The 26,479-nt window shown below is 33.4% G+C and carries 23 protein-coding genes; 9 read left to right on the top strand and 14 right to left on the bottom strand.

What is annotated here, in order from left to right; genetic code table 11:
- Positions 1 to 69 precede the first annotated feature (69 nt).
- From ACP7AV_RS12770 to ACP7AV_RS12810, 9 genes are all read right to left on the bottom strand, one after another.
- Positions 70 to 576 (bottom strand): hypothetical protein, encoded by a 507-nt coding sequence (locus ACP7AV_RS12770; protein WP_426092276.1) that lies wholly within the window; start codon positions 574 to 576, stop codon positions 70 to 72.
- Between the two features lie 174 nt (positions 577 to 750).
- Complete coding sequence (locus ACP7AV_RS12775) at positions 751 to 1,068, bottom strand: hypothetical protein (RefSeq protein ID WP_426092277.1); 318 nt, start codon at positions 1,066 to 1,068, stop codon at positions 751 to 753.
- Positions 1,069 to 1,257: 189 nt separating this feature from the next.
- A complete protein-coding gene (locus ACP7AV_RS12780; protein ID WP_426092278.1) occupies positions 1,258 to 3,078 on the bottom strand; it encodes a hypothetical protein in 1,821 nt (606 codons plus the stop codon).
- A gap of 114 nt (positions 3,079 to 3,192) precedes the next feature.
- A complete protein-coding gene (locus tag ACP7AV_RS12785; RefSeq protein ID WP_426092279.1) occupies positions 3,193 to 4,392 on the bottom strand; it encodes an AI-2E family transporter in 1,200 nt (399 codons plus the stop codon).
- A gap of 165 nt (positions 4,393 to 4,557) precedes the next feature.
- The gene (locus ACP7AV_RS12790) at positions 4,558 to 5,094 is read right to left on the bottom strand and encodes a mechanosensitive ion channel domain-containing protein (RefSeq protein WP_426092280.1); all 537 of its coding nucleotides are present in this window, start codon (positions 5,092 to 5,094) and stop codon (positions 4,558 to 4,560) included.
- A 7-nt stretch (positions 5,095 to 5,101) separates the two neighbouring features.
- Complete coding sequence (locus ACP7AV_RS12795; RefSeq protein ID WP_426092281.1) at positions 5,102 to 5,686, bottom strand: Maf-like protein; 585 nt, start codon at positions 5,684 to 5,686, stop codon at positions 5,102 to 5,104.
- Entirely contained in the window at positions 5,679 to 6,548 is an 870-nt protein-coding gene (locus ACP7AV_RS12800; protein ID WP_426092282.1) for a geranylgeranylglycerol-phosphate geranylgeranyltransferase, read from the bottom strand. Before ACP7AV_RS12800 ends, ACP7AV_RS12795 begins: the two co-directional genes overlap by 8 nt.
- A 95-nt stretch (positions 6,549 to 6,643) precedes the next feature.
- On the bottom strand, positions 6,644 to 7,171 hold the full coding sequence (locus ACP7AV_RS12805) for a KdsC family phosphatase (RefSeq protein WP_426092283.1): 528 nt from the start codon (positions 7,169 to 7,171) through the stop codon (positions 6,644 to 6,646).
- Positions 7,155 to 7,928 (bottom strand): Rossmann-like and DUF2520 domain-containing protein, encoded by a 774-nt coding sequence (locus ACP7AV_RS12810; protein WP_426092284.1) that lies wholly within the window; start codon positions 7,926 to 7,928, stop codon positions 7,155 to 7,157. Before ACP7AV_RS12810 ends, ACP7AV_RS12805 begins: the two co-directional genes overlap by 17 nt.
- Positions 7,929 to 8,127: 199 nt before the next feature.
- Here ACP7AV_RS12810 and ccsA point away from each other — a divergent pair, with 199 nt between their 5' ends.
- Entirely contained in the window at positions 8,128 to 11,334 is a 3,207-nt protein-coding gene (ccsA, locus tag ACP7AV_RS12815; protein ID WP_426092285.1) for a cytochrome c biogenesis protein CcsA, read from the top strand.
- Between the two features lie 77 nt (positions 11,335 to 11,411).
- Here the strand turns inward: ccsA and ACP7AV_RS12820 are convergent, their stop codons facing one another.
- Both ACP7AV_RS12820 and ACP7AV_RS12825 read right to left on the bottom strand, forming a co-directional pair.
- Positions 11,412 to 12,197, bottom strand: a complete 786-nt coding sequence (locus ACP7AV_RS12820) for an anti-sigma factor (protein ID WP_426092286.1) — start codon at positions 12,195 to 12,197, stop codon at positions 11,412 to 11,414.
- Positions 12,197 to 12,727 carry an RNA polymerase sigma factor gene (locus ACP7AV_RS12825; protein WP_426063139.1) on the bottom strand — a complete coding sequence of 177 codons (531 nt, stop codon included), beginning with the start codon at positions 12,725 to 12,727 and terminating at the stop codon, positions 12,197 to 12,199. Before ACP7AV_RS12825 ends, ACP7AV_RS12820 begins: the two co-directional genes overlap by 1 nt.
- Positions 12,728 to 12,956: 229 nt before the next feature.
- Between ACP7AV_RS12825 and ACP7AV_RS12830 the strand changes: the two genes are divergently transcribed.
- The 5 genes from ACP7AV_RS12830 (at position 12,957) to ACP7AV_RS12850 (ending at position 18,569) form a co-directional block, all read left to right on the top strand.
- A complete protein-coding gene (locus ACP7AV_RS12830) occupies positions 12,957 to 13,610 on the top strand; it encodes a DUF4331 family protein (RefSeq protein WP_426063138.1) in 654 nt (217 codons plus the stop codon).
- A gap of 66 nt (positions 13,611 to 13,676) precedes the next feature.
- Entirely contained in the window at positions 13,677 to 14,231 is a 555-nt protein-coding gene (locus tag ACP7AV_RS12835; RefSeq protein WP_426063137.1) for a DUF4331 family protein, read from the top strand.
- 97 nt (positions 14,232 to 14,328) lie between these two features.
- A complete protein-coding gene (locus ACP7AV_RS12840; RefSeq protein ID WP_426092287.1) occupies positions 14,329 to 15,624 on the top strand; it encodes a tetratricopeptide repeat protein in 1,296 nt (431 codons plus the stop codon).
- A gap of 3 nt (positions 15,625 to 15,627) precedes the next feature.
- Entirely contained in the window at positions 15,628 to 17,841 is a 2,214-nt protein-coding gene (locus ACP7AV_RS12845) for a TonB-dependent receptor (RefSeq protein WP_426092288.1), read from the top strand.
- 140 nt (positions 17,842 to 17,981) lie between these two features.
- A complete protein-coding gene (locus ACP7AV_RS12850; protein ID WP_426092289.1) occupies positions 17,982 to 18,569 on the top strand; it encodes a glutathione peroxidase in 588 nt (195 codons plus the stop codon).
- Positions 18,570 to 18,758: 189 nt separating this feature from the next.
- Here ACP7AV_RS12850 and ACP7AV_RS12855 read toward each other — a convergent pair whose 3' ends face one another.
- Both ACP7AV_RS12855 and ACP7AV_RS12860 read right to left on the bottom strand, forming a co-directional pair.
- On the bottom strand, positions 18,759 to 19,709 hold the full coding sequence (locus tag ACP7AV_RS12855; protein ID WP_426092290.1) for a tRNA dihydrouridine synthase: 951 nt from the start codon (positions 19,707 to 19,709) through the stop codon (positions 18,759 to 18,761).
- A 107-nt stretch (positions 19,710 to 19,816) separates the two neighbouring features.
- Positions 19,817 to 20,314 carry a GNAT family N-acetyltransferase gene (locus ACP7AV_RS12860; RefSeq protein WP_426092291.1) on the bottom strand — a complete coding sequence of 166 codons (498 nt, stop codon included), beginning with the start codon at positions 20,312 to 20,314 and terminating at the stop codon, positions 19,817 to 19,819.
- A 94-nt stretch (positions 20,315 to 20,408) separates the two neighbouring features.
- On the opposite strand from ACP7AV_RS12860, the gene menD reads away from it, so the two are divergent.
- On the top strand, positions 20,409 to 22,070 hold the full coding sequence (gene menD, locus ACP7AV_RS12865; protein ID WP_426092292.1) for a 2-succinyl-5-enolpyruvyl-6-hydroxy-3-cyclohexene-1-carboxylic-acid synthase: 1,662 nt from the start codon (positions 20,409 to 20,411) through the stop codon (positions 22,068 to 22,070).
- Positions 22,071 to 22,249: 179 nt separating this feature from the next.
- Here menD and ACP7AV_RS12870 read toward each other — a convergent pair whose 3' ends face one another.
- Positions 22,250 to 23,602 (bottom strand): M28 family metallopeptidase, encoded by a 1,353-nt coding sequence (locus ACP7AV_RS12870; RefSeq protein WP_426092293.1) that lies wholly within the window; start codon positions 23,600 to 23,602, stop codon positions 22,250 to 22,252.
- A 333-nt stretch (positions 23,603 to 23,935) separates the two neighbouring features.
- On the opposite strand from ACP7AV_RS12870, the gene ACP7AV_RS12875 reads away from it, so the two are divergent.
- Positions 23,936 to 24,790 (top strand): CvfB family protein, encoded by an 855-nt coding sequence (locus ACP7AV_RS12875; RefSeq protein ID WP_426092294.1) that lies wholly within the window; start codon positions 23,936 to 23,938, stop codon positions 24,788 to 24,790.
- A gap of 728 nt (positions 24,791 to 25,518) precedes the next feature.
- Positions 25,519 to 26,349, top strand: a complete 831-nt coding sequence (locus ACP7AV_RS12880; RefSeq protein ID WP_091170323.1) for a 1,4-dihydroxy-2-naphthoyl-CoA synthase — start codon at positions 25,519 to 25,521, stop codon at positions 26,347 to 26,349.
- Positions 26,350 to 26,479 lie beyond the last annotated feature (130 nt).

Raw genomic sequence — 26,479 nt, forward strand, 5'->3', positions numbered from 1 at the left:
TCATATTATTTTCCCTAAAAAAAAGAACCTCGCTTGGAGGTTCTTTTTTTTTGGCAGGGTATTCCGGTATTAATGCTTGTCGTTACCATGTCCTTTATTTCCTTTTCCATGACCATTATTTCCTTTTCCTTTGTTGTAATCATCATTTGCGTTGTTTCCATGGTTATATGAAGCTTTACGAACCACAACTTTTCTGATGCCAATTGTTTTTTGTGGACTACCTTTATACCCCTTGAAATATTTAACTTTATGTTTGTTAAAGTTACTGTATGGTTTTGAACCATGATAATCATTCAAGACTACTTTATAGCCGTTGTATAAATCATAGTTTCTGTATTGGTTAGGTAAATTTCTGGAACGTACCCACTGTCCATCGCCTAAATAAATAAATTGTCTGGCTTTTATGTCATAATAAGACTGAACATCTGGTAAATAATAATAATCTACTGCGGAGTATCCTGCAGGACCCCACGATGGAGGGCTTCCTAAATTTACATTTACTGAAACTTGTGCCTGTATCGTATTGGTTGATACCAAAAGAATTATAATTGCGGCGATTAATTTTAATGTCTTCATCTTTTAAATTTTTAATTACTATTTTTTTTACAGGTCCTTTTAAGGTCACTATTTTTTATTTTAAATCCAAGAAGTATGCCAAGCTAGAATAACAGAATTTATGTTGATCCTGGCTTGCATAAAAAAAGGAAACGATTTACCGTTTCCTAATTTCTATTTTTAATTTTTATTGACTTATAACAAAAGAATCAATAAAAGAATAACGATAATAATAGCTCCAACAGATAAATAAACACCATTTCCTGTAGATTTTAATTCTGCTTTAATAGCACGAACTTCTTTACGTAATTCTTTTTTCTCTGTTGAAGTCAATTCAGACTTGTCCATTGCTTTTATTTCGTCTAGACGATTAAGCAATACTTTAACTTCAGCAGGAACTTCTTTTGGGGTACTTGAAACCGAAGTTGGAGTTTTTTCAGCAGCTAACATTTGCGTAGGAACAACACTCAATGACAATACCATCATCATTAAATAAAAGGTAACTTTTTTCATTTCTTTTGGTTTTAATTAAAAATTTCTATTTGATAAAAGTAAGAAATAATATGCTACATAAACTTACACTATTTAGGCAATTAATTATATAATTTACGTTAACATGCCCGAAGTGTAATTTGTATTATTTTAAAAATTAGCAATTTAAAGATTTTGATTGCTTGTAATTGTACTTCTGTTGTAGTTTATTTACCTGTAAATTACAGTTCTTGGTTTTGCTAATTCAAAATCCTGAAAGCCAAAGTCTGTCGTCTCAAATGCATTCGTTTTAAAAATATGTTCGCCATTTCCAGGAATGGTTGGATAATAGGAAAGGGAAATTTGGAAAGAGCTAAAGACTAAATAATCATTGTTTACGATGAACCCAATTCCAATTTTAGAATACGCTTTGCTCTCTGTCAAGCTTTTTTTCGAATTCCCAAGTAAAGCAATTGAATAATTAAAAAAAGGATTCAAACGAAATCCCCAAAAATCCCATGGAGCATAGGCTTGGGTTTGCAAAGTCATTAACGCTTTTTTGGTCCCATACTCTGCCATAGTGAAACCATTGAGACCATAATTCTCATTAATTGAAAGTTGATCTCCAATTGCATCCATGCGGTTTGAACCAATAACTAATTGTGGTTTAACAAACTGTCGTAATTTCCATTTTCCAAGAGTCAACAGATTGGTGAAATAATTGGCCTGAAAAGAAAAAGCCGTCTGTTTGGTAATGCCTTTTTCAAAAAAAGTTCCCACATCAAAATTTGCACTCAAAAAACCATATTTGTAAAAATTCCCAAAGGTGGCGCGACCACCCAAATAATATCGTCCAGAACTGTTTTTATATTGGTAGCCGGTTGTTATTCCGTATGTTCTTCCAATGGGGACATCCTCAATAATTCCATTTTTGAAAATAAAGCGGTCTCTTATAAATTTACGTGATGAAATACCAATTCCTATTAGTGCAAGTTTTTCATTTGAATAAAAATCATCGCGATCATACTCAAAAATAGGACTTTCTTGGTATTTAATATGTAAAAACCGTCCTGTCGCAACAAGATTCGTCGTTCTTTCATTTTCAGTATTACCCTTGAAAATTCTAAAAGCACGCCCAAGCCAAAAATCGTGTGTATTGAATTTGAAATTCTGATACGCAAAAACTAAATTGGAATCGGGTAAAGTATCTTTTCTAAATTGCTGATCTAAATAAACTCCACCAGCCCATTTTGTCAAAGGCGAATAAAAAGGGCGATCAATAGCAATACTCTTTCCATAAAAACCGTCTAAATCAATTTGGTAAGTGACTTTGGTATTTATAAAGGTATTTTTTACATTGGGAATAGTGTAAGCAACCGCGTAGGCACTTTTTCCGTCACTGAATCTGTTTCTTATTTTATTTTCAAATTGATGTCCTAAACCTAGAAAATTACGCTCGTTCAATCCAAAACTAATTCTTGAACTTGAAAACGAACCTTTGGGAACCAAACTCCAAGAATCTAAAACTCGGATAGCAATATCGACAGAATCAGGACTATTTGGAATTAATTTAGGTGCAATATCCACCCGATTTATAAATCGTTGCGCTCGTATCAAACGCTCTGATTCTTTCACTAATAATGAATCAAACGGATTATTTTTTTTAATTAGCAATAAATTTCTTATCGTAAGCGAGTTGGTTTTAATATGGATTTTATTCCCATTTTTTTCCGCCCAATTTTTAGGCTTTTTTAAAGTGTCAATTTCAGAGTACCCAAAAGGATCGAGTGTAAGAATAGTAATGTTCCTTATAATTTTGCCTTCAAAACCGCTGTAGTCTTTTTGGACTTCTTTTGTTATTTCGTTTTTTATCACTGGCGTTCTAAAAACTATTTTATGCATCAATCGGGTAAACTTATTCTTTTTTGAATAGTTTCTAATATTGTAGTAAACGTTAGAAGAATCTTTCGTGACCTTTATTTCTTGCCCATAAGAAATGGCAGAACAACAGATGAACATAAGAAAAAAAACTAGTTTTATTTTTTTATACATTGTTAAAGAATCAACTGAAAAAGACTAAGAAAACGTACAGAAAACGTTTTAATGATTGCGTAAAAACTTTTAGATATTCAGCATTCGAAACTGATTTGATTAATAATTACCCACTTATTTATCAGTTTGATTGGAGGCATTTTCAGTGGTCGTTTCGGTAAAAACTGGAACAACAACGTCAGCTTTGATTATCATCTTTTCTGATGGTTCTTCGGAATCAAACAGCGGTAATTTAATTTTACGCCAAGTATAGGTTTTAGGTAAATGATCCCCCATTAAATAGCCCCAAGGCTCCAATGATTCTACTCTGTCAAAAATCACTTTGAGCACTGCAAGTATCGGAAGTGCTAAAAACATGCCTGAAACTCCGGCAATTGCTCCGCCAATGATGATTCCCACAATTGATACAAATGCGTTTATTTCAACTTTGGAACTTACAATCAAAGGAACAATCACATTATTATCAATTAGTTGAACGACGATTGTAATGACAATTACACCTATAATTATTGATAAATCAGGTGAACCGGTAAGCGAAGCTACAATACTTAAAACACCGGCAAAAAGAATTCCTATGTAAGGAATTAGATTTAAAATTCCTGTAATAATTCCCAATAAAATGGCGTATTTCATACCAATAAGCATAAATCCAAGTGTTGTCATTACTGAAATTAAAATCATTTCGATAATCAAACCTACAATGTAACTGTTGATTGCAACTCTTATATTTGTTAGAATGTTTTTTAACTGTTCGTGATTTTCTTTTTTGAATAATTTAGATAAAAACAGTAAAAAATGAGTTCTGTATAAAAGAATTAAAAAAGTATAAATTGGAATTAAAGTTAAATTTATCAAAGTATCCGTAAATGACATTAAGGTAGTTCCAATGATTTCTTTTCCTTTCTCCATCGAATCTTGAGTAGCACTATCCATATACTGCTTTTGTTCTCTCGAACTTACATTAAAATTATCTCTCACAAACACTTGAATATTACTAAGATGAATGTTTATATTTCTTTCAATTTTATCAAAATCATCGGCAAAATCACTGATTTGAAAGGAAAGAAACACAAAAAGACCTATAAAAATTAAGACAAACAGTATCACGGCAATCATCACGGCAAGCACATGCGGAAAACGAAGTTTAGATTTGAAAAATTTAACAATAGGATATAACAAAATGGCAAATAAAAACGACATCATTACAGGAATCAATATGTCTTGACCAATATAAAAAATAAAGATAATAGCAATTAAACCCAACAAAGTCAAGGATAATTTAGCATAAAATGGAAATTTTAGGATATCATTCATATTTTTTTTGATTTGTATTTTAAACTAATTATTATTCAACTCACAAATATGTAATATTAAAAAATTTAATGTATTACATATTTTATAGCATTAGTTATATAATTGTCACTTCCCAATTGATAGTTTTAATATTGACTGTGACATTATCATTCATAAAGTTATAAATTAATCTACGAATTCCTTATTTTCAAAATGATTTTTTAGAATAGATATTCCCTTTTGCAATAGCAAATTATTGGGATAAATAATTTTTTCCCCATCAATCGTTTTTAAGAAAACATGAAAGGCACCAATATCTTCTATTTCAGCTTCAATTGGAAAATCTTTATCATGGATTTTTATAACGTCACCAATTTTAAAAGGAAAAGAAAAAAACAAAATAATACCGGAGGTAATATTACTTAAAATAGACCATTGAGCAAACATTGCAACTCCTACAACGGTTGTAATTGAAGAAAGAGCAATAAAAATATCTTTAGTCTGTACTCCCCAAATTATTATTAAAGCAACAATTACCAGTATATGAATAAATAAATGAATGTATTTGATGACTAAATTGGTTCTGTGTTCCAGCGTTTGGTTTGATTTTGCGTAGCGACGCACCAGTTTTGTTGAAATTATCCGCAATATAATCAGCAAAATCCCTAATACTCCTGTAGCAATTAATTCCTTGGTGTATTCGTGTACTAATGAGATTTCCATAAAATGACTAAGCTAAATTATTCAAATATTCGTACACTTTATCCGTTGGCATTCCCATCACATTAGCATAAGAACCTTCAATTTTTGAAACACCTATAAAACCAATCCATTCCTGAATGCCATACGAACCCGCTTTATCATACGGTTTGTAATTTTCTACGTAATAACGAATAGATTCCTCACTTAATTCATTGAAAGTGACTTTTGTTACTTCGTGTAAAATTTCGACTTTTTCATTTGTTTTAAAGCAAACAGAAGTGATGACTTCATGAGTGGCGTTCGATAAAGATTTCAAGATTTCAAAAGCATCTTGTTCGTCTTTTGGTTTACCCAAAGCTTTGTCATTGTGCCAGACAATGGTGTCGCTGGTAATCAGAATTTCATTCGGATTTAATTCTCCTTCATAAGCGCTGGCTTTCAGTTCAGCCAAATAATTAGTGATTTCATGAGCTTTTAATTCCGGCGGATAAATTTCTTCGATTTCTTTCAATCGAATTTCAAAATCTAAGTCTAAATCTTTAAAAAATTGTTGGCGTCTCGGTGAACCCGAAGCCAGAATTAAAATGTATTTTTTTAATTTATTTCTAAGCATTATATTTTATATTTAAACTGATAATAATAATGGACAGGATTCCAAAAAGCAGAATCCATTTTAAAAGTATACTCAAAATGTGCACCTCTTTTTTTGATGTAGCCGACCACATTTTTACAGTAAAAAAAATCAGCGGACCTACAACAAAAAGCAACAGATATATTGTAACGAATAGTAATTCGAACAAGTATTTATTAATGTAAAATAAAATAAAAAAAAGTGGAATAAAACTTAATCCAAAAACTATTTTTCCAGTTCTGGATTTTCCTATTGCAATGGGTAAGGTGTTCATTCCTTGGTTGTAATCACCATCTGTATCTTCAATATCTTTTACAATTTCCCGAAGCAGATTGATCATAAAAGCAAAAATAGCGTAATCTAATAATATAGAAAAAAACAATCCCATTTGCTGTTGATTGTCTATTCCTGTGGCGGGATATAAATCAAAAATACCAATGATGATCACACTAAAAGAAAGCAACAATGCAATAATAACGTTACCAATGATCATCATTTGTTTCAGACTTGTGGCATACAAATAGAGTGTCGCTGCAATCAGAATAAATATAGAGGCAAAACCAGGTTTGACTATAACATTTGATAAATAGAAACCAATCGCCACGCCCGTTGCAGTAAGTCCAACGTATAAATTATATGCTTGCGTTTCCGAAATGCTTTTACCTATAACAACGGTATTGGGTTTGTTGATTGTATCCGTGTTTTGATCAAAAATATTATTAATGATATACCCACCACCAGCAATCAAAACGGTTGATAAAACTAATAAGCCATATTGCCAATCCGCTAATGCCAAAGGAATATTTTGAATTTTAAAAAATCCGTACCTAAAAATAAGCTGCATAAAAGCGAGCATTAGCAGGTTTTGGTATCGGATTAGTTTTAGAAATGGAACCACAGATTTTATTTGAAATTTATAATTTAAGATTTAAAATACTACTAATCGTGTTTCCCGTCAAAATAAGCCATCCATTTTCCTTGTGCTTTCATAACTTGCTCTATTACGTCTCTCACAGCGCCTTTTCCACCATTTTTATGTGAAATATAGCTACAAATGGCTTTGATTTCTGGACTTGAGTCTTGAGGACAAGTTGGTAATCCCACTAATTTCATCACATGATAATCAGGAATATCATCGCCCATGTACAAAACATGTGCTGGATTTATTTGGTAAACATCCGTATATTCATCAAAGGTTTCCACTTTATCGGGTGTGCCCAAATAAATATCTGTGATACCAAGATTTCGAAGTCTGACCCGGACACCTTCATTGCTTCCGCCCGAAATAATACACACCTTATAACCGCTTTCAATGGCAGCTTTCATCGCATACCCATCGCGAATGTTCATCGTACGCAAAATTTCTCCTTCATTGGTTACAAAAACAGAGCTATCGGTTAGTACGCCATCGACATCAAAAATAAATGTAGTGATGTCGTTCATTATTTCTTTATAACTTTTTGCCATTCTCTAATATTGATTGTGTTAGTGTTTTATAAATATTTAAATGATTCGCCTGTGATAAAAAAGCTTCATGTGCTTCAATAGTTGCAGTATCATTGCGTTTTGCAGGACCAGTTTGCGCTTCTTCGGGAGAAAGCACCATTATTTTATTTGCGGTTTCAGCGATTAAAGGTTTCAGAATTTCGAAAGGAACCTGATGTTCCTCGCAAATTTCCTGACCTATTTGGTACAAATGATTCGTAAAATTATTGACAAATACGGCTGCAACATGCAACGCTTTGCGTTGGTCTGAATTTATTGCGAAAATTTTTTCAGAAATTGATTTGGCTACTTTATCCAATAATTGATAATCAGAAGCATTTTCACTTTCTAAGCAAATTGGGATCATTTTGAAATCTACAGGTTTGTTTTTGGTAAAGGTTTGCAAAGGATAAAAAACCCCTTTACGATTGTCTTCATTCAAAACATTCAACGGAACACTTCCTGAAGTATGCACCACCAAACGATTTTTAAACGGAAGTTGTGAAGAAAGCGCTGCAATCACATCATCCGATACGCAAATAATATATAAATCAGCTTCCGCCAAAGTATCTAAATTATTTGTAATCTGTTCCAAACCGATCAAGTGTGAAACACTTCCAGTTTGTCTGGAATACACCTGTATTAACTCGATTTCCGACCCCAGAATTTGAGCATTTTGAAAAGCGGCAATCAAATGTTGCGCTACGTTACCGGAACCAATAATTACTACTTTGACCATGGGACAAAATTAGCAAAAAAATATTAAGAGTTTTATTCGAAATTGACAAGGGTAAATAAATGACTTTAGCCTTGTAAAGAGCCTTTTTAGGGTTTGATATTCATTCTTAATTTTGGATTAAATTAACAAATGTCAGAATATAGAAGTCAACATTTTTAAGTACTTTTGTGGCACTTTTACAAAACATAATCCCATAAAAATGGATAAAAAAATATTTTCTTTTTTGTTTTCTACACGTTTAATGGCCTTTTTATTTATTTCTTACGCCGTTGCCATGGCTACCGGAACTTTTATCGAAAGTAAATACAATACCGATACCGCAAAAATTTTAATTTACAATGCCTGGTGGTTTGAAGCCATTCACGTGTTTTTCGTTATCAATTTCATTGGAAATATCAAGCGTTACCAACTCTTAAAAAAAGAAAAATGGGCTACATTGTTGCTTCACTTGTCTTTTATCTTCATTATTGCGGGTGCTTTTGTAACGCGTTACATCAGTTATGAAGGGATGATGCCCATTCGAGAAGGCGCTTCGGAAAATCAGATATTTTCAGATAAAACCTTTCTAACTGTTTTTGTAGACGGTGAATTTAAAGGCGAAATGAAACGCAGGGTTTTTGAAAAACAAGTTCTTTTGTCTCCGGCAACAAATAATGATTTTAGCATTTCAGGAAAGTTTGCCGATACTCCATTTGAGGTAGAATATGAAAATTTTATCATGGGAGCTAAAGAATACATCAAACCAGATCGTACAGGTACTGTGTTTTTGAAAATTGTAGAAGCTGGCGATGGCGGGCGCCACGAGCATTTCTTGAAAGATGGCGAAGTACAAAACATTCACAACGTATTATTTTCTTTAAATAAATTTACAGACGGCGCGATAAACATCAATACTACCGGAACTGCGTATACAATCCAAACGCCTTTTGAAGGTAATTTTATGAGAATGGCTGATAAATTAGAGGGTAAAGTAACTAAGGATAATGCGCAACCATTGATGATGCGTTCGTTATACAGCATAGGTGAAATGCGATTTGTATTTCCAGATCCCGCGGTCAAGGGAATTGTTGATTATGAATCGGATAATGATTTTAAAGCTAAAAGCCATGAAGATGCAATTACTGTAAAAGTTATGGCCGAAGGTAAACAACAAACAGTTACCGTTTTAGGTTCCAAAGGTAAAGTTGGAGAAGCTAAAACAGTTAAAATTGGAAAAATTGATTATACTTTTTTCTACGGAAGTAAAGCGTATGTATTGCCTTTTAAGATAAAATTGAATGATTTTATCGCACAGAAATATCCTGGAACGGAGAAAAGTTATTCTTCGTTTGAAAGTAAAGTGACTGTGGAGGATAAAGAACAATTTGATGCCAGAATTTATATGAATAATGTATTAGACCACAAAGGATTTCGTTTTTTTCAATCTAGTTTTGATCCTGATGAAAAAGGAACGGTTTTGTCCGTAAACCATGATTTTTGGGGAACAACGCTGACTTATATTGGTTATTTTATGTTGTATTTTGCAATGATGGCGATTATGTTTACCAAATATTCTCGTTTTGCGGATGTCAAACGCAAATTGGAAGTGGTCAAAATTAAGAAAGCTAAATTATTAACGATTTTAATATTGCTGTTCGGTTTCAATAGCTTTGCACAAGAGCAAGAACACAATCACGATGATCATGAAGGACATGCGCATACGGAGGCTGAAGCTGCACCAGCAACGCATGCGAATCACAACAAAAAAGTACTGAGTCAGGATGAACTAAATGCTTTGATTATTAAGTATAAAGTGCCTGAAACACATGCGACAAAATTTGGTAGACTGGTAATTCAAGATGGTGGCGGTAGGATGAAACCGATTAATACGTTTTCATCAGAATTATTGCGAAAAGTAAGTCATGATGATTCTTATAACGGAATGAATTCTGACCAAGTGTTTTTGTCCATGACACAATACGCGAGTTATTGGATTGAAATCCCAATTATTTATATCAAAAGCGGGAATGATAGTATTCGAAAAATTATTGGAGTCGACAAGAAAGCAGAATTTGCTCCTTTTGTGGCTTTCTTTGATGCTAAAGGCAATTACAAGCTTTCTAAATATTTAGAAGAAGCATTTAAAGCTGCAAATCCTAATCAGTTTGAAAAAGATTTTATCGAAACAGATAAAAAAGTAAATCTGATGGAATCTGCTTTGAGTGGTAGAATATTGAAGATTTTCCCAATTCCGGATGATAAAAATAACAAATGGGTTTCTTATTTAGAACTCAATGAAGCAGGTTTCAAAGGAATGGAAGCGACCTATACTAAAAATGTACTGCCTTTGTATTTTGGGTCTTTGGCAAACGCTTCAGACTCTAATGATTACAAAACAGCCGATGAGTTGCTGGAAAGTATTAATGGTTTCCAAAAACGATTTGGTAGCAAAGTAAGACCAAGTGATGAAAAAATCACTTCAGAGGTGTTGTATAACAAATATGATGTTTTCAAGAAATTACCGTACTGGTATATTTTTGCGTCTATTTTGATGTTGTTTTTTACGATTTTACAAATCTTTAAAGAAAGAAAAGCCCTGAACTATTTAGTTAATTTTATGCATATTGTCGTGATTGCGTTATTTGCATTGCACACTTTTGGATTAATTGCAAGATGGTATATTTCGGGCCATGCGCCTTGGAGCAACGCGTATGAGTCTATCATTTATGTAGCTTGGGCAACGATGTTTTTTGGTTTGGCTTTCGACAGAAAATCAAAACTTACTATAGCTTCATCAGCATTTGTAACCGCCATGATTTTGGCTGCGGCCTACATGAACTGGATTGACCCGGAAATTGCAAATTTACAACCGGTACTGAATTCGTATTGGTTAATGATTCACGTGGCGGTTATTGTGGCAAGTTATGGACCGTTTGCGTTAGGAATGATTTTAGGAGCAGTTTCATTATTATTGATTTTGTTTACCAATGAAAAAAACAAAGCCAAAATGGATTTGAATATTCAGGAAATCACTTATATTAATGAATTAGCGTTAACAGTTGGTTTAATTATGTTAACTATTGGAAACTTTCTTGGAGGACAATGGGCTAATGAAAGTTGGGGACGTTATTGGGGATGGGATCCAAAAGAAACTTGGGCCTTGATCAGTATTATGGTCTATGCTTTTGTAATTCATGCTCGATTTGTTCCTTCTTTACGAGGAAAATGGATTTTTAATTTGATGAGCATGTTTGCTTTTATATCCATTTTGTTTACGTACTATGGTGTGAATTTTCACTTAGTTGGATTACATTCTTACGCAAGTGGCGAAGCACATTCTTTGAATTGGATATGGTATTCATTAGGGGTAATAACTTTATTTGGAGCTATTTCCTATCCAAAATATAAGAAGTATTATAAGAAATAATATTTTTTTGATTGCTATAAAAAAAGGTTCAACTTTGTAGTTGAACCTTTTTTGTTTTAATTAGAAAAATAGGTTATTTATACTTTTCCCAGTGTATATAATTGTTCCATCGTAGGAGTTAAACTTCCACCTTTAGGTTCAAGTGTAATTCCAAAAGCTTCAGCTTCATTAGCATTATTTACCGCAAATAATTTTTGTTCATTTGCATCAAAATCTTCTAATAATCCAATACTGGTAGGAGTCAACGGGCTTAATTTTAATGCCCAAACCTGGTAGACCATTCCCTCAGGTGGTTCTGGTAAACCAGCAGCGTCAATATAAACTACTTTAGTATCTTGATTCCAGTACACTTTCGCTGAAGATTCAGGAGCAACTGCTTGTCCTCCAAGAGCTACAACTGTGTTTTTTGTATCTCTTACAACCGCTAAACTCGTTTCATTAGCCGTATTTTTTAATTTTAAGAAATTAAATTCTTTCTCTAATTTAGCTTTCTCAATTTCAGTAGTAGCTACTTGTGTCGAGGTTTGGTTCAGTTGGTCGTATTGGTAGCCAATACCAACTAATAACAACACAGCCGCTGCCCATCCAATATATTGAGACCTGTTCTTGTTAGGTTCTAATTGTATGATTTCAGCATGTTTGAGTTCCAGTTTAGCTTTAATTTTTTCATAATTCGCAACAGAATGAAACGGTGAAAAACTTGACGATAAAGCAATAATGGCTTTTTCAATAGCGATAATTTCCGCATGTATTTCCGGACTGTTTTTTGCCATGGTACTCACTTCTTCGTTTTCGGTTTCATTAAGTAAACCGTAAACATAGAGTTCCAGGATTCCTGATTCTATATATTCTTTTGTTTCCATTATACTTTCAAATAATTTCTTAAGTCATTAATACAATTCCTATTTTGTGTTTTTACTGTTCCCAAAGGAATTGCCAATTCATCCGAAGCTTCCTGTTGGGTATAACCTTTAAAAAACAGTAAATCAATTATTTGAATACATTTTGGTTTCAGCCTTTTTACAAAATCCTGCAAACCTATAGTATCCACTTTGTCAACCAGTTTAGAACTGTCTTCAAAATGATTTACGAAATTATCAGTAGAAAGGTTTTTTTGACTGTTATTAAAATTTTTAGAACGCAGTTTGTCGATAGAAGTATTTCGGGCAATATTCAGAATCCATGTGTAGAATCGTCCCTTGCTTTCATGATAGGAATCAATGTTTTTCCAGATTTTGACAAATACATCCTGAAGTACATCTTCGGCTTCTTCTCTGTTTTTTACAAGAACATTTATAACCGAAAATAAACTTTTAGAATACATATCATATAGATGTGTAAAAGCTCTCTCGTCTTTCTTATAAATTAATACTAATAATTCTTCTTGACTCATATCTTATTATTTAACGAATACAAACTTATACATTCTTATTTACAAATGACATATTTAATGATTACCAACATTAAAATAAATTTTAAGTTAAAAAAAAATACTTTTTTTTTAACTTGTAAGGCATTGTTTATCAATATTTTGATAAAAAAATTCATTTTTTTTTATGTTTTACAAAACCAAATCGAATACTTACCCGTAAATGATCGTATAAACTTTTAATTTTATCAAAATGAAAAAAACAAAAATGATTTTAGGTCTATCGCTAGTGGCGGTTTCAGGCTTAATTTTAGTAGCTGCGGATCACATTGATGCTCCATTAACTGCATCAGGGAGTGCAATTGATATTACTGATGTCTATGCTTTTCAAGGTCAAAACACTAGTAATTTAGTATTTGCTGTAAACACACAAGGGTTGTTAAGTCCCGGTGCAACTGCTGCGGCAAAATTCGATGAAAATGTAATGATTGAAATCAATATTGACAATAATGGTGACAACATTGAAGATTTGGTAATTCAAGCCATCAAAAGAGATGACAAAATGTACTTCTTTGGACCAGTTGCTCCAGGTACGACAGGAACTACAAGTACCATCAAAACGGCTGCAGCATCTGGAAGTGTAGCAATAACATCTTACGGTACTACAGCATTAACTGCTGAAAAAAATGGAATGAAATTTTTTGCTGGACCAAGAGACGATCCATTTTTCTTTGATTTAGGTCAATTTAAGGCAATTCTTGCAGGGACTGCAACAGGATTTAAAAGTTCAGGTGTTGATACTTTCGCAGGAACTAATGTTATGTCATTAATCGTAGAAGTTCCAAAAGCAATGTTAGGGACATCAAGCAAATTAAATGTTTGGGCTGAAACTAAGAAAAAACAATAACATTTTAAATTTAAATTATGAAATCGCAGAGTAGCGATTTCTCAAAAAAACTTAAATACAAACATCATGTATAAAACAAATAAATTCAAAATTATAGCAATCGCATTAGTAGCAGCGGTTGTTTCCGTAAATTGTGATAATGACGATTCAAACAGTAATCCTGAGGCGAATCTTAATTTCTCAGGAACATTTGTACAGCAAGATCAAATGGCTAGACCAGCAATTAATACTGTATTCATTGCTTCAGGACAGCCTAAAGATGATTTTAATGCTGCAATTCCTTCAGCAATGGGAGCTAAATATCAATCTATTTTCCAATCTAGATTATTAGCTTTAAATTCAGGCTTTACCACTAATGCTTTAGGACAAACTGCAGCTCAGTTAACGGGTCTTTTGTCTACAGACGTATTAAACGTATCAAAAACTGCTAAAACAACGTTTTTTGATGGAACAAATGTTTTAACAGGAAGAGCATTGGCAGATGATGTAATTGACGTTGAATTGTTATTGATTTTTGGAGGTTCTACTGGAGCATCTAATCCTAATCTAACAAAAGACAATGTGAATGCAAATGACAAAGCATTTGGAACAACTTTCCCTTATTTAGCTACTGCCTGGTAGTATTATTTAAAAAAAAACAGAGCGTTTACATGGTAATCTTCGCTCTGTTTTTTTTTTCAAAACAAACAAACAAACAAACAAACAAAAGACTTAGAGTATGAAAACTTTAAAAATAATCCCATTTTTGGTTTTCACAATCCTATTTATATTCGGTTGCGAGACTAAATCAAAACAAATTACGCATACAGAAGATTATAATAAATATTTGACAATAAAAGATAATAAATCATTGAGTTTTGCACGAAATGAAATTGATTTTTGGCAAAAAAAATTCGATGCTGCTCCCAACCAAATCAGTTATTTAAGTCAATTATCATCTAATTATAGTACTCTTTTTGAATATACAGGGAATATCAGTCACTTGTATAAATCAGAAGAATTATTAACAAAATCGAATGAAGCATATGATTACTCAAGAGTTTCCACCATTCGATCTTTGGCAAGAAATTACATTTCCCAACATCGTTTTAAAGAAGCGCTTGTACTTGCTAATAAATCTTTAGCTATAGGCGAAGGAAGAAAAGAAACTCAAAAATTACTTTTTGACGTTCAAATGGAGTTAGGAAACTATCCTGAAGCTATCAAAAACTTGAATGCTATTCGAGACATGACTGATTTTGATTATTTAATTCGTCTGGCAAAGTGGAATGATCATAGAGGCGACTTGGATACTGCTATAACTTTTATGGAAAAAGCCAGAGATATTGCTGAAAAATATGATAATAAGACCTTAAAAATATGGTCTTATTCTAATTTAGGTGATTTTTATGGTCATGCGGGAAGAATTGAGGATTCGTACAATAGCTTTTTACAGACGTTAGCGATCGATCCTAATTATTCTTACGCTTTAAAAGGAATTGCCTGGATTGTTTTTTCAAAAGAAAGAAATACAAAGGAAGCTAACCGAATTATTGATGCAATTGCAGCAACTCACAATACGCCGGATTTTTACTTATTAAAATCTCAAATTGCTCAATTTGAAGGAAATAAAAGCGCGGAAATAAAAAACAAAAACGCTTATTTCTTGATGATGGACAATAATAATTATGGAGCAATGTATAACAAGTACAATGTTTTGATATACGCTGATGACAAACAAATGGCTAAAAAAGCATTAGAAATTGCAAAAATTGAGGTCAATCATAGACCGACAGCTGATTCTTATGATTTGTTAGCATGGTCGTATTTAAATTTAGGTCAGCATAAAAAAGCATTACAAATTGCACAAAAACATGTGGTTGGAAAATCATTTGAACCAAAGGTGCAATACCATTTAGCTATGATTTACAAGTCTAATAATTTAACGCTCAAAACCAAACCTATTAAAGAAGAATTGCTTTCCAGTTTGTATGAGTTAGGTCCTAATTTTGATCAAAAAGTGAATCAGTTATAGCAAATGAAAAATATTGTTTTAATGATGATTTTCCTTTCTGGTTTGTCTTCTTATTGCCAAATCCAAAAAGGAAAAGTGCTGGATAGTGATGGGAATCCTGTAGAAAACGCTTATTTGGTGAATACAAATTCTGAAGGTCATGCCCATACAAATGAATTTGGATTGTTTAGCTTAGACAAAACGGTTTTGGGTGATGTTATAAAAATAACGGCATTAGGTTATAAAAAGTCAAATTTCACCATTGTTTCTTCGGAAGACATAATTATTTTGGAAGATGATATTTTTAGATTGAATGAAATTGTAATCCAACCGAAACTTTCGGCGATGAATGTCATTTCAAAAATTGATTTGCAAACGACTCCAGTAAATTCTTCTCAGGAAATTTTGCGAAAAGTACCGGGATTATTTATTGGGCAGCATGCCGGTGGTGGCAAAGCAGAGCAAATATTTCTTAGAGGATTTGATATCGATCATGGTACTGATATTGCCATTTCGGTAGACGGGATGCCAGTAAATATGGTTTCTCATGCACACGGTCAGGGCTATGCTGATTTACATTTTGTAATTCCGGAAACAGTAGAAAAAATAGATTTTGGAAAAGGAACGTATTATGCTAACAAAGGGGATTTTGCTACAGCAGGGTACGTTGCCTTCCAAACGAAAGATAAAATAGGAAAGAGTAGTGTAGGATTAGAAGTAGGACAATTCAATACAACTAGAATCGTTGGATTGTTTAACCTTTTGGGAAACCAAAAAACACAAAGTGCCTACATAGCAACAGAATATATACTAACAGATGGACCATTTGATTCACCCCAGAATTTTAACCGTATTAATTTATTGGGGAAATATTCTGCTATTTTAAATGATAACAGTAAGTTTTCCATCTCGGCTTCTCGCTTTTCCAGCAAATGGGATGCTTCTGGACAAATACCACAAAGGTTGATAGATAAAGGAACGATTTCTAGATTTGGTGCTGTTGATGACACTGAAGGTGGAATTACCTCAAGAACGAATTTCAATGTGAGTTTGAGCAAACCCATAGATGAAAATACATTTTTGAAAGCGAATGCTTTTTATTCGAATTATCAATTTGAACTGTATTCTAATTTTACGTTCTTTCTGGAAGATCCTGTTAATGGAGACCAAATTAAGCAGAAAGAAAACCGAAATATTTATGGAATGAATACGGAGTTGAATAAAAAAATGAACTTAAATGATGTGGATGTTTTGTTACAATTTGGCGGAGGTTTTCGTGCTGATGCCACAAAAGATACAGAGCTTTCGCATACTTTAAACAGAAGAACGGTTTTAGAAAATTTAAAGTTAGGGGATATTGATGAATCTAATTTATTTTTGTATTTAAATTCAGAATTAAATTTTGGAAAATTAATGATTAATCCGGCATTACGATTGGATTATTTTAAATTCAATTATCAAGACAAGTTGACTGCGAATTACAAAACTCAATCTGAATCTAAATTTAAATTTTCTCCAAAACTGAATTTCATTTATTCGCAAAACAACAATTTACAGTTTTTTATAAAATCTGGTGTGGGATTTCATTCGAATGACACCCGAGTTGTCGTTGAAAACAGTGGAAAACAAATTTTACCAACGGCTATAGGAACTGATGTTGGTACTATTTGGAAACCATTTCCAAAGTTGATTCTTAATGCAGCACTATGGCATTTGTATTTAGAGCAGGAATTTGTTTTCGTAGGTGATGCAGGAATAGTTGAACCAAGTGGACAATCAAGACGTATGGGAGCAGAGCTAGGATTGCGTTACCAACTGAATGATTGGTTGTATTTTGATGCTGATTCCAATTATACGTATGCAAGAAGTATTGGTCAATCAAAAGGTCAGGATTACATTCCGTTAGCACCTGATTTTACAACAACAGGAGGTTTAAGTTTTCAAAAATTAAATGGTTTTTCTGGAGGAATTAGGTCTCGTTATTTAAAAAGCCGTCCAGCAAATGAGGATAATTCTATTGTTGCCAAAGGCTATTTTGTTTCGGATGTAAATGTTAATTATCAGTATAAGAATCTGAATTTTGGGGTAGCTGTTGAGAATATTTTTAATACGGAATGGAACGAAACACAATTTGCAACTGAATCAAGACTTCAGGATGAAACAAAAAGTGTTGAAGAAATTCACTTAACACCGGGAACACCTTTTTTTATAAAAGGAAAAATTACGTACACGATCTAAATATAACATAAAGATTTGTTGTTTATTTGTTTGGAAGCCTGGCATTTTCTTAATGTCAGGTTTCTTTTTTTAACGTGTGTTTATCAAAAAAAAAATTTAATGAGACAAAAAAATGTCTATTTTTATAAAAAATTAGAAATATGAAAAATATATTATTGCTAGCCAGCTGTGCTTTATTATTGTTCAGTTGTAAAAATCAAGCACAACCTCAAAAATCTGGAACAAATATGAGCACACCATTAGTAGCTAAAGAAACCATTTATCAATTTAAAGTAGAAGATTTATCAGGAAACAGTTTTGACTTTGCTTCTTTGAAAGGTAAAAAAATTATGATTGTGAATACTGCTTCAAAATGTGGATTGACGCCACAGTACAAAGATCTTGAAGCAGTTTATAAAGAATACAAAGACAAAGGATTAGTAATTGTTGGTTTTCCTGCAAATAATTTTGCTTCACAAGAGCCAGGAACGAATGAAGAAATTGCCACTTTCTGCCAAATGAATTATGGTGTGACTTTTCCTATGATGGACAAAGTTTCTGTAAAAGGGGATGATATGGCAGCAATTTATCAGTTTTTAACGCAAAAAGCTAAAAATGGATTACAAGATTCAAGTGTGGAATGGAATTTTCAAAAATACCTAATTAACGAAAAAGGAGAATTAGAAAAAGTGATTTCTCCAAAAACATTAGTTACAGATCCAGAAGTATTGAATTGGATCAAAGCATAAATAATACAGTTAATTCGATAATTTTTCGAAAGTAAATACATTAAAGGAGATTTTCAGTCAAATGAGAATCTCATTTTTTTTGCGATTTGAATAACTATACAATATATTCAAAAATTTTAACCATTAAGAAATTAAGTTACATTAAGAATCATAGCTTAATTTTTCTTAATTTCTTAATGGTTTTTTTCTTTAAAACTTTTCATTTTTGAAAATTTCCGCAACAGCTGCTTCGTAATTCCGAATGCTTTGCGCTTTTTTTATTTTTTTCAAAACTTTATGTGGATTCGAAAACGTAGCCGAAAAGTATTCCCATAAATGATACATTTTTAGTAAAATATGCGTTGAACCAGAAAGCGATTCACTATAAATAGCATACAAAGTATCGTGAAACGTACTGAATAATTCCATTTTGTTCGCAGGATATTCTGAAGTATTGTTTTTTATCATGCTTGGTAAAAAAGGATCCGAAATTAATCCTCTGCCAATCATCCAGTGGTCAATGCTTGGGAATCGTTCTTGCATTTCATGAAATTTAGCCACAGATGTAATATCACCATTATAGTATAGTTTGTGCTTGCTGTTATCAACACAATGTTGAAATGCATCCAAATTTACACCACCTTTATACAGTTGTTTTCCAATGCGCGCATGAATCGCAATATTTTTAATAGGATAAGTATCTAAAATAGGCAAAACATCCAGAATTTCTTCGCTGTTGTCGTAGCCCAAACGCATCTTCATAGACACGATAATATCTGATTCAGAGTGCGCTCTGTGAAGTATGTTGTTGATTTTGTCAGGATTAGCGATAAGACCAGAACCCATTCCAGATTTGGTAACCATCGGATAAGGACATCCTAAATTCCAGTTTAATTCTTTGTAACCCAATTCCTGAACATATTTGGCCACAAATAAAAATTCATCGGCATCATTAGTTATCACTTGAGGAATTACCTCTAAATCAAGATTGTTCTCCAGAAGCAGGTCTCGTTCATACGATGGTTTGATCACCATCTTTCCGTTCAATCGAATATAAGGCGAGTAAAATGTATCAATTCCTCCAAAAAGCTTGTTTTGGGCATTTCTAAAACGAAAATCAGTAAATCCCTGTAAAGGCGATGAAAGTAAGGTGTAGTCCATGAAATTTTTAGTTGTGCAAATATACTATAAAGTCTCAAGCCTTAAAGTCATAAATTTTTTAAAGTCAAACATAGTAAAAAACGAACAAAATTTTAGTACAAATTGATTTACTCTAAAATCAACTGCATAAAAACGGAACTCAGCCAGCGATCAAATTTATAACCGGATTCTTTAATAACGCCAACGGTTTCAAAACCATATTTTTTATGAAAAGCAATACTGCCAATATTTTCGGAGTCAATAACGCCAATCATAGTGTGGTATTTTTGTTTTTTTGCCAATTGGATAAGTTCTGCCAATAATAATTTTCCAACCCCTTTTCCTAAAAACTCTTCGGCTACATAAACAGAATGTTCGACCGTAAAACGATAACCTATTTTATGACGAAAAGTTCCATAAGTAGCATATCCAATAACGCCATTTTCAGTTTCTGCTACAATTACAGGTAAATCTTGGGCCAATTTATCTTCAAACCACAATTTATGGGTTTCGAAATCGCGTGGCTCATAATCATAAATTGAAGTACTGTTCAATATTTGGTGATTGATGATTTCCAATATTGTATCTAAATCAGTAAAAACAGCCGGTCTTATTTTGATTTCCATAAAGAATTTATTTTGCCTCAAATTTAAGAAAACTATTTAAGAATAGAGAAAAACCTTTGCATCTTTGTATCTTTGTTTCTTTGAAACTAAAACAATGATTTACCCCAAAATACCTTTAGCACAAAGCATTATTGAAATCTGTTTGGCCAAAGGAATCACCACCATAATTATTTCTCCGGGTTCTCGAAATGCACCGCTAACCATAGGTTTTGTAAATAATCCTGCCTTTCAATGTTACAGTATTGCCGATGAACGAGCAGCTGGTTTTTTTGCACTTGGAATTGCACAACAAACCAATCAACCAGTGGCTTTGGTTTGTACTTCCGGTTCCGCTTTATTGAATTATTATCCGGCTTTTGCGGAAGCATTTTACAGTCAGATTCCTTTAATAGTGATTTCAGCGGATCGACCGCAAAGCAAAATCGATATTGGTGATGGCCAAACCATTCGGCAGGAAAATGTGTTCGAAAACCATTCATTATTCAACGCTAATTTGCATGAGGATGTTTCGACCGAAAATGATTTAATAATCAATGAGGCGATTAATACGGCTATCACTGATAAAGGTCCTGTTCACATCAATGCGCCTTTTGAAGAGCCATTGTATGAGACCATTTCGGAGCTTTCCATTACTGTAAAAATTGTCGCTTCCGCAAATGTAACGCAACTGATTTCCATCGAAGACGTTTCGGAATTTGCAACGATTTGGAACAATTCTACTAAAAAAATGATTTTGGTTGGCGTGAATGAACCAAATGCCATCAATTTAAATATAATTGACACTTTTGCAAAAGACGAATCGGTTGTAGTTTTGACTGAAACAACTTCGAACTTGCATCATCCTACTTTTATCAACAATATAGATACGATAATTACACCTTTTACGAATGCCGATTTTGAAAATTTTCGTCCGGAAATTTTAGTCACTTTTGGAGGAATGGTCGTTTCTAAACGAATTAAAGCATTTTTAAGAAAATACAAACCCAAACATCATTGGCATATTGATTCTTTAAGAGCATATGACACTTTTGGTGCTTTGACCAAACATTTTAAAGTAGATATAAATGCGTTTTTTAATACTTTCTTGCCACTTACAAAGGTAATAGAAAGCGATTATTTTCAAAAATTCGACGTAGTAAAAGTGTTGCGAAAGCTGAAAAGCGATATTTATTTAAACAAAATTCCTTTTTCGGATTTTAAAGTTTTTGAAAAAGTGATGCAGTATTTGCCAAAAAACAGTCAATTACAAATCAGTAATAGTTCAGCAATTCGGTATGCGCAATTAATAGCTATTGACCCTTCAGTTGAAGTGTATTGCAATCGCGGAACCAGCGGAATCGATGGAAGTACTTCAACCGCTATTGGTGCGGCTGTAGCCAATGATAAACAAACCGTTTTCATAACTGGAGACATTGGATTTTTGTACGATAGCAATGCGTTATGGAACAATTATATTCCAAAAAACTTCAAGATTATTCTAATCAATAACGGTGGCGGCGGAATTTTTAGAATTTTACCCGGACATGAAGAAACACCTGTTTTCAATACATTTTTCGAAACTTCCCATTGCTTAACCGCAGAACATTTGGCTAAAATGTATGGTTTTGAATATAGCATTGCCAGTAATGAAAGTAGTTTAGCAACAAGTTTAACTGCTTTGTATGCTCAAAATGAAAAACCAAGTATTTTGGAAATTTTCACACCAACCTTGAAAAACGACAGCATTTTACTGCAATATTTTAAAGAATTGATTTAATTATTTTCGAATCATTCACATTTATCATTTATGCTTAATTTATAAATGGTATCCATAAAAAAAGCGTTTGCAAAGGCAAACGCTTTTCTGTTTATTGTTATATTGAACCATCAAGTAAGATTCATTAGCAAAACCATGACTATAAAAATTACTTTAATGGTTAAAAACCTTTTAGTATTTTAACGAATTGGCAAAGGGAAAACTGGCAAACTGGAATGTCCTAAAGCATCAACGGCTTGAACAGCGAAGAAAAAGTTATCTTTAGAATACGGAATTTCAGCTTTTGTATCTTTTACAAAAATTGTTTTTTCCCAATGTTGTGATGAAGTTTCTCTGATCACAATGTTGTATCCATAAACTGATTTCCCTTCAGGAGCGGTCCAAACTAAAGTAGAAAAATTAGTCAAATCCTTTACTTCAATTCCTACGTTTGTTGGTGCTTTTGGAGACCAAGCCAAATTGCTGAAAGTAGCCAAGTTAGAACACGTTACTTTCTTCATGTATTCAAAGTCCATAAATTCAGCAAGATCGCCGTACTGGATATTGTTTTCTTTTCGAACGTTTTGATGTTGGTGATCATAGTTTTCATTCATTTCACAAAAACGAATGGCGGTAAATCCATTTTGACTAAAAGGAGTATGATCGCCACCACGTAAGAAACGGTCGTTGCGATAGACTAAATTGATGTCCAGTTGCTCTACATATTGATTGGTGACCGTTTTGATGTACCGGGCTAATTGTCTGGATGGACTGTCATTATCACGATTGGTCGATTTACGCATTTTTGATTCGGCTTCCGTTTCTAAGAATGGAATTGTTTCACTGAAAACACGAACTTTAGTATTGTCTCTGAGTAAAGTACCGCTAGATAAGCTGTTTCCAATCATATCATTATTGATCATGGCAATAACATTCCATTTTCCTTCTTTGGCAACATCGGCTAAATGCTTGGCTCCGTACAATCCTTGCTCTTCACCAACGACAGCCACAAAAATTAGTGTAAAAGGGAATTCTCTCTGGCTCATTATTCGGGCAAGTTCCATCATCGCGGCTACTCCGGAAGCATCGTCATTAGCGCCAGGCGCATCTGATTTAGCATCCATTACATCGGAAGCACGGGAATCTAAATGGCCGCTTATAATTAGTACACGATCATCTGTAGGATCCGTTCCTTTTAATGTAGCCATCACATTACCCAACTGGCTGTCGGTGGCGATGCGTCTTCCATCAGCTTTAATGGTGAAAAAATCAATAACCGAAGTCAGTCTTCCGCCCGATGTTAAAGCATATTTATCAAATTCTGATTTTACCCAGCGTTGTGCCGCGCCAATGCCGCGCGTGTTACTTTTGGTGTCACTTAAGGTATGTCGGGTTCCAAAAGACACAAGTTTGCGAACTGTAGCTTCCATATTTTCCGATTTTACCTCGGCTACCATTTTTTTTATTTCGGGATCATCAACTGTTGTCTGTGCGTGATTGGTATGAGAAATGAATAACAGTAGGAATAAGCAAAGAATTGAGGTTGGTTTCATTAATAGGATTTTTTTAGTTTTTTCAAAGTTAGTAAAAAAGAAAGTATAAGTGAAATTGAGTTTTAGGAATTGTTTATTCTTAGTACTTTCAAAATTTTATAATTAATCATTCTGAAAAACAAAAAGTCCTTATCTAGCCCCGATGGAAGCAAGTATCCCACGCTTTTGAGCGTGGATACTGCGGACAGCGGGACAACTCGTGATGAAACAACGGAAAATTATGCTCCTAAAAAAGAAAATAACTATTGTATTTAAGCTTTATGTTTTTGTGGACCGTTTCTTAATTTACTATTTTCAAACTTCGTACATTTGCGCTTTAGAAATTGAAAGAAAATGATTGAAATAGGAAAATACAATACGCTTACCATTTTACGCGACACCAAAGTGGGTTTGTTTCTGGGAAATCCAGAAGAAGATCCTGAAGGAATTCATGATATTCTGCTGCCTAACAAATACGTACCCAACGAATTTGAAATAGGCGAGGAGTTAATTGTTTTTGTATATTTAGACCACGAGGAAAGACCCGTTTCCACGACATTAGAGCCGTATATATTATTGAATGAATTTGCGCTTTTACGTGTGAATTATACCAATCAGATTGGAGCTTTTATGGATTGGGGAATGGAAAAAGATATTTTGGTTCCGTTTAAAGAGCAGGCGCGTCCTATGGAAAAAGGGAAACGCTACTTGGTGTACCTTTATATGGACGAGAAAACCAATCGTTTAGTCGCTTCCAGTAAATTAAATCAATTTTTAAAAAATGACCACCTAACGGTTGAAAAGGGTGAAGAGGTAGATTTAATTGTTTCTCATATCACTGAATTAGGAATTAACGTAATCATAAACGAGCAGTACAAAGGTTTGATGTACAAAGATGAAGTTTATGATGACGCGATTCGAACGGGAGACCGCATGCGAGGATACATTAAGACGATTCGTCCTGATAATAAAATTGACGTGGCATTGCAGGTGCAGGGATATCAAAGTATCGAACCGAATGCAGAAAAAATTCTCGACGAATTAAGGGCTAGTAGAGGTTTTTTGCGTTTGACTGATAATTCACATCCGGAAGACATTAAAACGGTTTTAAAGATGAGTAAGAAAACCTTCAAGAAAGCCATTGGTGCTTTGTACCGGGAGAAATTAATTGAAATCAAGGAAGACGGAATTTACTTGGTTAAGGAATAAAAAAAAGAAAGACTAATCGTAAAGGTTAGTCTTTCTCTTTTTAACGCTGTTTCAGAATATTAAATTCTGGCAACATTAAAATTAATTTGAAGTTTAAAGTAGCTTTATCCGCTTCTAAGAGTAATAGTATTTTCTATACTATTTTAAAAATATTAACTTAAGCGTAAATACTTTAAAGGGTAGTTTTGTCTTTAAATGAACAATCACCTGCTTGTGAGTTAAGAAATAATTTCACGATAAGGCCGTTGGTTTTCTATATATTGGAAGATAATTTTCTAAACAATTGTTTAATAATGCCTCACTTTCGCAAGAACAAAAAAATAAATCTTTATTTAACCGTAGGTGTTACTTTTTATTTTTTACTGCTGGGGCAAATGCTAGTATCATTAGCTCGTTTATCGGGGCTTTCTATATATTTTTATAAGTTATTACCGTAGAAAAAGGAGCGACAACATTTTTAATTGCATTCAATACATTCTTTTTTTAGGTTAATAAATCAGTGAAGAATCAATAATTAATCAAGATAAAGAATTTATATTCATCTGATTAGCTTGTTCTAAAATTAAAAATAATTTGAATTGGCAACTGCTAAAATGCAGATTTTTTCTTGTTTTTTAACATTTTGAAGCCTTTAATCAGAGAAGGATTACCATAAGCTTATTGAAATAGAATAGATAAAATGTAAAAAATGATTTATTTTTACACTAAAATAATTTAAATCAATTGTAATGGATTGGATCACTGCTAAAGAATACGAAGATATCACTTATAAGAAATGCAATGGCGTTGCCAGAATTGCTTTCAACAGGCCGGATGTGCGCAATGCGTTCCGTCCAAAAACAACTGCCGAATTGTATAATGCATTTTATGATGCGCAGGAAGATACGTCAATAGGAGTAGTTTTACTTTCTGCTGAAGGGCCTTCTTCTAAAGATGGCGTGTATTCTTTTTGCAGCGGCGGCGATCAAAACGCACGAGGGCATCAAGGATATGTGGGCGATGACGGACAGCATCGGCTAAACATCTTAGAAGTGCAACGTTTAATCCGATTCATGCCAAAAGTAGTCATCGCTGTAGTTCCCGGTTGGGCTGTAGGCGGAGGACACAGTTTGCATGTGGTTTGCGATTTGACTTTAGCGAGTAAAGAACACGCTATTTTCAAACAAACGGATGCCGATGTAACCAGTTTTGACGGTGGATACGGTTCTGCTTACTTAGCTAAAATGGTAGGGCAGAAAAAAGCGCGCGAGATATTCTTCTTGGGACGCAATTATTCGGCTCAGGATGCGATGGATATGGGAATGGTAAATGCGGTGATTCCCCATGCTGAATTAGAAGATACGGCTTATGAATGGGCACAGGAAATTTTGCAAAAATCGCCAATGGCTATCAAAATGCTGAAATTTGCCATGAATCTAACCGATGATGGAATGGTAGGGCAACAGGTTTTTGCCGGTGAAGCTACGAGACTTGCTTATATGACCGAAGAAGCTAAGGAAGGCCGAAACGCTTTTCTTGAGAAAAGAAAACCGAATTTTGAGAAAAAGTGGTTGCCGTAATGCAGTAATCAGTGTTCAGTGTTCAGTTTTTAGTGTTCAGTCGCAAAACAGGAAAAAAAGTTTAATGTTTCAAGTTTATAGTTGTTTTAAAAAAAACTTTAAACCTAAGACCTTTCGATTTAAACTAAAT

Source organism: Flavobacterium sp. DSR3-2 (assembly GCF_049896525.1).
GTDB lineage: Bacteria > Bacteroidota > Bacteroidia > Flavobacteriales > Flavobacteriaceae > Flavobacterium.